The organism is Bacteroides coprosuis, assembly GCF_020741705.1.
GTDB classification, from domain to species: domain Bacteria; phylum Bacteroidota; class Bacteroidia; order Bacteroidales; family Bacteroidaceae; genus Bacteroides_E; species Bacteroides_E coprosuis.
On the sequence record NZ_DYYK01000139.1, the window covers coordinates 1 to 10,056 of the forward strand.

General features: G+C 33.2%; 8 protein-coding genes. 6 read left to right on the top strand and 2 right to left on the bottom strand.

What is annotated here, in order from left to right:
• From K8V80_RS08050 to K8V80_RS08075, 6 genes are all read left to right on the top strand, one after another.
• A partial coding sequence (locus tag K8V80_RS08050) for a sodium ion-translocating decarboxylase subunit beta (RefSeq protein WP_276776855.1) occupies positions 1-469 on the top strand: 469 nt, incomplete at its 5' end.
• Between the two features lie 972 nt (positions 470-1,441).
• Complete coding sequence (locus K8V80_RS08055) at positions 1,442-2,158, top strand: ABC transporter ATP-binding protein (RefSeq protein WP_276776858.1); 717 nt, start codon at positions 1,442-1,444, stop codon at positions 2,156-2,158.
• A 4-nt stretch (positions 2,159-2,162) separates the two neighbouring features.
• Complete coding sequence (locus tag K8V80_RS08060) at positions 2,163-3,413, top strand: ABC transporter permease (protein WP_276776862.1); 1,251 nt, start codon at positions 2,163-2,165, stop codon at positions 3,411-3,413.
• 10 nt (positions 3,414-3,423) lie between these two features.
• Complete coding sequence (locus K8V80_RS08065; protein ID WP_006745573.1) at positions 3,424-4,668, top strand: ABC transporter permease; 1,245 nt, start codon at positions 3,424-3,426, stop codon at positions 4,666-4,668.
• A gap of 24 nt (positions 4,669-4,692) precedes the next feature.
• Complete coding sequence (locus K8V80_RS08070; RefSeq protein ID WP_006745574.1) at positions 4,693-5,787, top strand: efflux RND transporter periplasmic adaptor subunit; 1,095 nt, start codon at positions 4,693-4,695, stop codon at positions 5,785-5,787.
• Positions 5,788-5,793: 6 nt separating this feature from the next.
• Positions 5,794-7,122: a TolC family protein gene (locus K8V80_RS08075; RefSeq protein WP_276776868.1), complete on the top strand. Its 1,329-nt coding sequence runs from the start codon at positions 5,794-5,796 to the stop codon at positions 7,120-7,122.
• Positions 7,123-7,525: 403 nt separating this feature from the next.
• Here K8V80_RS08075 and K8V80_RS08080 read toward each other — a convergent pair whose 3' ends face one another.
• Positions 7,526-8,989, bottom strand: a complete 1,464-nt coding sequence (locus K8V80_RS08080; RefSeq protein WP_006745576.1) for a DUF3868 domain-containing protein — start codon at positions 8,987-8,989, stop codon at positions 7,526-7,528.
• An 18-nt stretch (positions 8,990-9,007) separates the two neighbouring features.
• Positions 9,008-9,586, bottom strand: coding sequence for a DUF3575 domain-containing protein (locus K8V80_RS08085; RefSeq protein WP_276776872.1), 579 nt, complete (start codon positions 9,584-9,586; stop codon positions 9,008-9,010).
• Positions 9,587-10,056: the final 470 nt, after the last annotated feature.

Consider the following 10,056-nt stretch of genomic DNA (forward strand, 5'->3'; position numbering starts at 1 on the left):
CTTAGTACCCTCTGGACTTCCTCTTCTAGGTATGCTCTTCTTTGGAAACTTACTGAAAGAAAGTGGAGTAACTAAACGTCTAGCTAATACTGCAAGTGGACCACTAATTGATACAATTACTATCTTATTGGGACTAACTGTGGGAGCTTCTACACAAGCATCTGAGTTCTTAACTTTTGACTCTATTAAAATATTTGTATTAGGAGCTATCTCATTTATTATTGCAACAACAGCTGGTGTTTTATTTGTTAAATTCTTCAATTTATTCTTGAAGGGTGATAACAAAATTAACCCACTTATAGGAAATGCAGGAGTATCAGCGGTGCCCGATTCTGCGCGTATATCACAAGTTGTAGGATTAGAATATGATCCAACTAACTATTTATTGATGCATGCAATGGGACCAAATGTTGCCGGAGTGATTGGCTCAGCAGTAGCAGCTGGTATATTGTTAGGTTTCTTATCTTAAGAGAAAAAGATATAGAATTGAGTAGGAGAAAACAAATCGTTTTCTCCTACTTTTATTTTAGACCTCTCATACCCATCGTATATACTATTCGGCATACGCAATTCTTAGTTACGAAAACAATCCATCTAAAATGGATAATTGCCTCTTTTCAAATTATCTTTATTCAAGGATAAAGCTAGTAACTATACACCAATAACTCTTTTCTGGTAATTGACCATGACTAGCCTTTATCAAAGGCTACATTTAAATCAATTATTCAAAGGTATCTACACTTCCTTTCACCTTTTCCATATACACATTCTAAGCCTACATCTATACCATTCATCCAATATTTGAAGATGTTTCTTCACCTCCGGAAGTTTGACGTCTCTAAGTTAGCCCCGGACAAACAAACGAAGAGCAGTTTTACAGTTTTAATATTCTATATTATTGCTACGACCTATTAACCTATTATTTATAGCTAGATCGTAAGTATGAACTTGTTTTAAGACATCAGACCAGTTACGCTTAGAGCAGAAGCCATAATTGGTATCTTTAAATTCTCACTCACAGAGAGGAGAAAGTATTTGTGAACTGGACTGTCTTACGTAAAAGCCACTTCCGTGAGGTTATTTTCTGTTATCCCAACAACAGTCTGCACTCCACAATAGCCACCAAATTCAGTCTTATTCTTCTTGTGGTAGCTGTCAAACTTAATGTTTCGACCTATTAAAATAAAACCATACTGGCAAACAACGAAGAAGACTTATCTCTTAATATAGGGGGCCTTCATTATTTATATACTAAACAAAGAAAAAGCAAAACAAGTGTAACCTCTTTAGAGTTAATACATCATATCATTAAAATACAATAGATTACCTTTTATTACTAAAAGAGAAAGAATGATAATTTATTATTAATAAATATTTCAAATGAATAACTATTGTGGTATATTGCTTTACAATTAACAAATTAACACATAGATAAATACCTGTGATACACTTAGAAAACGTTCATAAAACCTACCCTGGTCTTGTACCTTTACATGTGCTTAAAGGTATAGACTTACACATAAATAAAGGTGAATTTGTATCCATAATGGGTGCCTCTGGTTCAGGTAAATCCACTCTCTTAAATATATTGGGAATTCTTGACACTTATGATGAGGGAAAATACTTTCTCAATGATGTCTTAATTAAAAATCTTAGCGAAAAAAGAGCTGCTGAATTTAGAAATAAGATGATTGGCTTTATCTTTCAATCCTTTAATCTAATTACTTTTAAAAATGCAGTAGAAAATGTAGCTCTCCCCCTATTCTACCAAGGCATAAGTAGAAAAAAGAGAAATGCTTTAGCACTAGAATATTTAGATCGACTAGGGTTAAAAGATTGGGCACATCATATGCCCAATGAGATGAGTGGTGGACAAAAGCAACGCGTAGCTATAGCAAGAGCCTTAATAACACAACCACAAATCCTTTTAGCTGACGAACCAACAGGGGCCTTAGACAGTAAAACCTCTATTGAAGTAATGGAAATTTTAAAAGAGCTCCATGAACAAGGACAAACTATTGTAGTAGTAACACACGAAAGTGGAGTAGCCCACCAAACGGAAAAGATCATTCACATCCAAGATGGTCTCATCAAGAATATAGAAGAAAATACACTCCAATCTAACTCGCCATTTAGTATGGACGGATATATCAAATAAAAATATGATTGATCTCTTTCAAGAAATATATGCATCTATTAAGAAAAACAAACTGAGAACCTTTCTCACAGGGTTTGCGGTAGCATGGGGTATATTTATTCTCATTGTTTTATTAGGTGCAGGTAATGGTCTATTAAATGCCTTTGAAAAGAATATACAAAGATTTAATACAAGTTCGATCTCTATCAGAGGAGGAAGAACAAGTGAGGCTTTTCAAGGATATCAAAGGGATAGAAGAATCACTTTTAAGGAAGCAGATATTCAGACTCTAATTGATAAATTAGGAGAACACCTCGAAAATGGAGGAGGAGAAATATCTATACAAAACAACGTATCAACCTCTAAAGATTTTATTCTATCTCGTATAGCAGGCGTATATCCTAGTTATCAAATAACAGAGGCTCTAGAAATCATTCAAGGAAGATTTATTAATGAAATAGATACAAAAGAAAATAGAAAGAGCATAGTTATTCATGAAGAAGCTGTACCCATCTTATTCGATACAAAAGATCCTTTAGGGCAAATAGTCACTTTAGACAGTCTCTCTTATCAAGTTGTGGGAGTTTACAAAGGTGGCGGCTTTAGAGACAATTCCAACGTATATGTTCCTCTACAAACTCTAAAACTTATTTATAATAAAGATGAACTTAGCAATTGCTCATTTATTCTAAATAAAAACATCCAATCAGAGAAGGACAATGAAATATTAGAAGAGAAGTTAAGATCTGTTTTAGCTCAAGAACATCACTTCAATCCCCAAGATAAAAGAGCGGTATGGATATGGAATAGACTCTCTAATTTTTTACAGCAACAAAATGCTAGTAAATATTTGAGCATAGCTATCTGGGTTATCGGAATATTTACACTTTTAAGTGGAGTTGTAGGAGTTAGCAATATCATGCTTATCACTGTAAAAGAACGGACTAAAGAGTTTGGAATACGAAAAGCTATTGGGGCAAAGCCATCCTCTATCTTAAAACTAGTACTCACAGAAAGTATCGTCATTACTACTTTTTTTGGATATTTTGGAATGTTAGCTGGTATCGGAGCAACAGAATGGATGAATCATGTGGCGGGGACTAAAGTAATGGACGCTGGAGCTTTCTCTCAAACTGTATTTTTAAATCCGACTGTAGATATTAGTATAGCCATTCAAGCAACATTGACACTAATTATAGCTGGAACTATTGCAGGCTACGTTCCTGCACGCAGAGCAGTAAAAATAAAACCTGTGGATGCATTAAATGCTAGATAACACTTAGACTATGAAATTTGACTTAAATAGTTGGGAAGAAATATTTATCACACTGGCTAGGAATAAATCCCGTAGCCTTTTAACCGCTTTCGGAGTATTCTGGGGGATTTTTATGCTCATTGTCCTTATAGGTTTAGGGCAAGGACTGAGAACCTTTATGTCTAAAAACTTTGAAGGATCAAACCAAAACACAAGTTTTATAATGACTAGAAGAACCTCCGAAGCCTATAAAGGTTTCCAAAAAGGAAGGAACTGGAAATTAGAGTATAAAGACATTGAACGCCTCAAAAAAATAGAAGGCATAGATATAGTCTGTCCAGCCTATATTACATGGGGAGGTACAACAACTTATAATGAATTTAAAAGTACAGGGTCACTACTTGGAACAGAACCCACCTTTAATATCATACAGAAGCAAAATTTAAGTTATGGACGCTTTATAAACAATATTGACTTAGCCGAATCTAGAAAAGTCTGTGTATTGGGTTCGCAAGTTTACGTAGATTTATTTCCAAGAGGAGAAGACCCTACTGGCTCTTTTATCAGCATACAAGGTGTCTATTATCAAGTTATAGGAGTCATTAAAGCAGGAGATTCTTCTATGAACTTTGGCGGTGATCCCGAACAGCAGATTATACTTCCTTTAACCACATTACAAGCCCTTTATAATAAAGGTGATGAGATTGATTTTATTGCACTAAGTGGAAACAAAGATAAATCTATGAGTGATTTACAAGGAGAAATAGAATCTACTCTAAAGACAGCTCATATGATAGCACCCAACGATAAACAAGCTATCTTCTTTCTAAATACGGAGGCTATGTTTAATATGGTAAACAGCCTTATGCTAGGAATTAATTTACTAATATGGCTAGTAGGTGCAGGGACCCTTATGGCTGGAATTATAGGTGTCAGTAACATTATGATGGTAACAGTTAAAGAAAGGACTACCGAGTTTGGAATCCGAAGAGCTATTGGAGCTCTACCTCAAGATATATTAGGACAAATCATATTGGAGAGTATAGTAATAACCATTCTATCAGGTACAGCAGGACTAGTTATTGGGGTATTATCTTTATCTGGAGTAGAGTCTATAGTGAATGCAATGAATGCCTCAAATGTTAGTTTTCAAGTATCTTTTGGACTAAGTATGGGCATATTCATTTCACTGATACTACTTGGAATTTTGGCTGGTATGGCTCCCGCATACAGAGCCCTAGCTATAAAGCCGATTGATGCAATACGAGAAGAATAAAAAAATTAAAATCTATAATAGAGTATGAAAAAGTATATTAAGTATGCCGTCTTTATAATCATTGGACTGCTTTTTATTCAGACTTTTGTTTTCTTATATAAAAAGTCGCAACCTAAAAAGGTAATGTACGAAACGGTACAACCTCAAGTTAAAGATATAGAAAAATCTACTGTAGCTACTGGCACAGTAGAACCTAGAGATGAGGTATTAATCAAACCTCAAATATCAGGTATTATAGATAAGCTATATAAAGAAGCAGGTCAAACAGTAAAAAAAGATGAGATTATAGCTAGAGTAAAAGTAATACCAGAACTTGGACAATTAAGCTCTACAGAAAGCAGAGTAAATACTGCAAGGGTGAATTTAAGGCAAGCAGAAAAAGATCATGAACGTATGACAGCTCTTTTTGAAAAAGGCTTAATCAGTAAAGAGGAATACGAAAAAGACAAGGTTACAATCGATAATGCTCGCATAGAGTATCAAGCAGCAAAAGACTCTTATGATATCGTAAAAGAAGGATTTTCAAAAAGTCAAGCAGATTTAAGTAACACTCTAATCCGATCAACAATTGATGGATTAATCCTTGATATTCCTATTAAAGAAGGAAACTCTGTAATTTTAAGTAATAACTTCAATGATGGTACAACAATAGCTACTGTAGCCAATATGGATGATCTTATATTCAAAGGTTACATTGATGAAACAGAAGTTGGTAAAGTTCATGAAGGTATGAATGTAAAACTAAGCATTGGGGCTCTCCAAAACTTTGTTTTTGACGCGACTCTAGAATATATTTCACCTAAAGCAAAACTAGAGAATGGAGCTAATCTCTTTGAAATTAAAGCAGCTGTAGAAAGACCCGACTCTGTATTTATTCGTTCTGGATATTCAGCCAATGCAACTATTGTTTTAAATGCTGCAACACAAATACTCACCGTACCCGAAAGAGTGGTTGAGATGTCTAATGATAGTGCTTTTGTGTGGGTAGAAGTACAAGCAGGAGAAAATCAGAAATTCGAAAAGAAATCAATACTAGTAGGATTAAGTAATGGTATTGATATTGAAGTTAAAAACGGATTAACTACAGAAGAAAAATTAAGAGGATTACCTATAAATTAATAAGCTATGATACTTTCTAAGCAAAATATAATAATAGCTGCTTTTCTATTTCTATTCACTGCAACATTTGCTCAAGAACCTATTTCATGGAATTTGAAAGAATGTATTGATTATGCTATAGAAAATAATCTGACTATCAAGCAAGCGGACAATGCTATTGAAGAAAATAAACTAACTAAAGAGACGAACAAGTGGGCGCGCTTACCCAATTTAAATGGGAATGTCAGTCAAGGCTGGAATTGGGGACGTTCAGCTTCTCCCGTAGATAATAGTTATACGGATATAAAAACTTCAAATGCAAACTTTGGGTTATCCACTAGCGTACCACTCTTTACTGGGTTAGAGATTCCAAACCAATATGCTCTAGCAAAACTCAATTTAAAAGCAGCAATAGCAGACTTGAAAAAGGCTAAAGAAGATTTATCTATTAATGTAACATCAAAGTATATTCAAGTCCTTTTTAATCAAGAAATAACTAAAGTTGCTGAAAACCAAATTACTCTAAGCCAAGAACAATTGGATCGAGGCACCGAACAATATAACTTAGGCAAACTATCCAAAGCAGAACTTGCAGAGTTAAAATCAAGACTTAAACAAGATGAAATGCAGTTTGTTGAAGCTCAAAATAATTATAAAATTGCACTATTAGACTTAACACAACTTTTAGAACTTCCTTCGCCTGATTTTTTTGGAATACAACCCTTAGATGGGGATCTTGGCTTTGATAACCTTACTGCACCAACAGAAATCTATGAAAGTGCATTGCTCTTTAAACCTCAAATTGAGGCTGCTCAATTAAGAAGTGAAAGTGCAAAAAGGAGTATTAAGTTGGCTCAAAGTGGTTTTATGCCCAAACTTTCATTTAGTGCTAATATAGGTTCTGGATATTTCACTATTCAAGGCCAAGACTCTGAAGCCTTCAGAAGACAGTTATCCAACAATCTAAATAAGTATGTAGGTTTCTCCCTGAGCGTCCCTATATTCAACCGCTTTGCCACACGCAATCAAGTTAGAGCTGCAAAGCTTAGTCTCAATAACCAATTGATACAACTAGAAGATCAGAAAAAAACGCTGTACAAAGAGATCCAACAAGCTTGGTATAGCGCAACAGCTGCTGAAGCTAAATTCCAAGCTAGTAAATCAGCTCAAGAAGCAAATAATGAAAGCTTTACACTTATGAAGGAAAAATATGAAGTAGGAAAAGCTAATAATATTGAATTCAATGAGGCTAAAATAAACTTAATGAAAGCAGAATCCGATTTAATACAAGCTAAATATGAGTATTTATTTAGAACTAAGATTCTAAACTTTTATAAAGGAGAACCAATAGAATAAAGTTTTTTCAAGCAACTTTATATCAAATAGGATTACCAAAAATGGCAATCCTATTTTTGTATTCTACCCTATCTAACTTATTGTGTTAAAAGTTATTTTAGAAAAAACAAGGACTATTTTCTTACAACCTACTTCTTATCTGTGGGTACTACTCATCCAAATAGATGTACAAAGCAAACGCTTGACGAAATAGTAATAATACCAATGAATAGTCAGAGCTAAATACTAGACTATAGATTAGCTAATACAGACTAATTACAACTATTCTTTAATCCCTATAGATCATAAGAACACCATATTTGCAGTTTTAATGATAGATTTAGAGTTTAATAAAGTACACTGATATAAAAAAAGAGGCTATCACAAGACAGCCTCTTCCATTTATTAAATAAGAGTAAACTTTTTATCTCTTCATCAATTGAATCTCTTCTACTTTTGCTTTTAAAATATCTAAATTTTCTTTTGCATTAGCAGATTCTAGAGCTATAGCCTTATTAAAATTATCTTCAGCCTGAGTATATTGTTCAGTAAGTAAATAATATACACCTAGATTATTATAATAAACTCCATCTTTCTTAGCATCAGATAAACGATCTAGATATAACTTAGCTTTATCTGTATCTTTAACCAATAAAGCATTTGTAGATGCATTTAAATTAGCAATAACATCTGTAGGGTACATACGTACAGCTATTTCAAATAACTCACCATATTCCTTACTATCTGATGGGTAAAGCTTAGTTACTGAGTATATTTCTTCCAATGAAAGTTTTTGTGGTTTAGACCATACAATTTCTTTAGCTTCTTCTGGAGTAAAATCTCTAACGATATATTTCACTTCATAGTTTGTATTTCTCAAAGCAGGGAAGAAATCGCTCAATAGTGTTTTAAATGCTTTTCCACCATCAAGAGCTCTAATCTTGCGTTCACGTGAATCTAAATCAGTTGTGCTGTTAATTATATTCATCACATCTTCTTTATAAGAGAATGAAGTTGATTCATTTAACATCTTCACCAAACCATCCCAGTTTTCAGCAACATAATCAGCAGCAAAAATACCTGGTTGTACCTTAGGGAATACAGATATTAAATATTTTCTTAATGCATCTGTTCTTAAACGAGCTAATCTTTCATTTCCAGCATAAGAACCTTCTGGTGAAGCATGACCTGTTAATTTAATAGAAGAAACGTTGATATCACCATCTTCAATAATACGATTAATAGATTCTTTTATCTTAGAAAGCTCAGCATTATTATTTCTATATTCAGGACGTATTGTATATTGATTAATAGGGAAATCTAAATATGCAGAAGCTTCAATAGATCTATTTTTTTGTTTTTCTACAGCGGGTTCAACATAACTCAATAATGGTTTTAATACCACTGGAGGTAATAAAAAACGATCTAATTTATGTTCATTACTAGTTAATAATGTAGTTGAACAACCACAAGCATTTTCTACTAACTCTAAATCAGCTCCATTCATCCAAGGTTCAAAATCGGTATAAGTTACATAATTAATAACTTGAGGATTTTTCTTGTCTTTCCTAACTACTAACTGATTATTTTCTTCTTGAAAGTATTGAGGATTTCTCTCTCTATAAATCATACTTTTACGACCAGCAACTATAATTGTAGGAAGATCTTTATGAGTATTTACACCTGTCAACCTTGGCGTAAGTTGTAATTCTTCATTTGATTTTAGTACAGCAGGAGTGGCATTTACATCCATACTAATTTTTAACTGCTTGCCATCTCGATTAATTTCGACATTAGATACTTCAGCCTTGCCATCTAAGACTGTCTGGGCATTACTAAATCCTGCAACTCCCAATAAAAGCAGTGTTATATATAAAAACTTTTTCATTCTTGTTATTTTTCTAATTTAAAATACATAAACTAACGATAAAGCAGCTTTTGTAGGACCTACATAATTATGTACACCTTTACCTACTTTGCTACCACAAGTTCCACACTTGTACTTATCATATCTTGTGTATGCATAACCCAAAGCTATTTCAGCTTCAATATTCCAATGTTTACCTAACACCCAAGAGTATCCATAACCAATACCTGCTCCCACAAACCATCCTTCAAATCGATGATCTTTAAGTGCTTCAAAATCATTTCCTAAAAATTTAAATGATGTATCAATATGACCTACATTATATTGTCCTCCATGAAGATGGAAGCCAAAGAAATGACCATTAAATTTTTCACATAGCCAATAACGAGCTTCAGGCTGAACAAACCAATGTTTCCACTTTTTATTATCATTAAATGTCCATGGATTGTAGTTTGCAGAAACATCCAAAGTCCATTTAGGTGACAAGCCAAATTCAGCTCCTAAGTTAAATGTTGTTGTAGCATCGTACAACAAGTTAGTTTTTAAAGCAGCCTTTTGTGCATGGGCTGTAAATGTAGAGGCTAGAATTATTACTAATCCTAAAAAAAGCCTATGCATTTTGTGCGATTTGTGCATCATGATTAATTCTTTATTTATTTAACATTCTATTTTACTCTCTTACTCGAGTGATATTTAGACAGCAATCACATATCTAAAATTACAATAATATGATCTCCTTGTTTACAAAAATAGCCATAATTTTATAATTATCACTTTTTTTAGTCATAAAATGTTACTTATACATTCTAAATAACCAACAATAAACACTCTTATAAAAACCTAATAGCTAATTAGATAAGTATTAAAATCTAAACACTCCTGTGAAAATTTAGAAGCAACAATTACGAAAGAAGGCAGAATAATGAACTATACTTATATGTAACACAAGACATTAACAACTAAATATTTTATATCATTAGTGTCCACTAAAAATGTGGACGATTAAAAATTAAATAAATTTGGTTCACTTGAACCGCATCGATCTTTGTCATTTTTGAATTTAGCCTTATCAAAGAGATTTGTCAAAT

Excerpts from the sequence above, each read along its gene's own strand:
- K8V80_RS08060 (WP_276776862.1), top strand. The coding sequence starts at position 2,163 with ATGATTGATCTCTTTCAAGAAATATATGCATCTATTAAGAAAAACAAA.
- K8V80_RS08065 (WP_006745573.1), top strand. The coding sequence starts at position 3,424 with ATGAAATTTGACTTAAATAGTTGGGAAGAAATATTTATCACACTGGCT.
- K8V80_RS08070 (WP_006745574.1), top strand. The coding sequence starts at position 4,693 with ATGAAAAAGTATATTAAGTATGCCGTCTTTATAATCATTGGACTGCTT.
- K8V80_RS08075 (WP_276776868.1), top strand. The coding sequence starts at position 5,794 with ATGATACTTTCTAAGCAAAATATAATAATAGCTGCTTTTCTATTTCTA.
- K8V80_RS08080 (WP_006745576.1), bottom strand. The coding sequence starts at position 8,989 with ATGAAAAAGTTTTTATATATAACACTGCTTTTATTGGGAGTTGCAGGA.
- K8V80_RS08085 (WP_276776872.1), bottom strand. The coding sequence starts at position 9,586 with ATGCATAGGCTTTTTTTAGGATTAGTAATAATTCTAGCCTCTACATTT.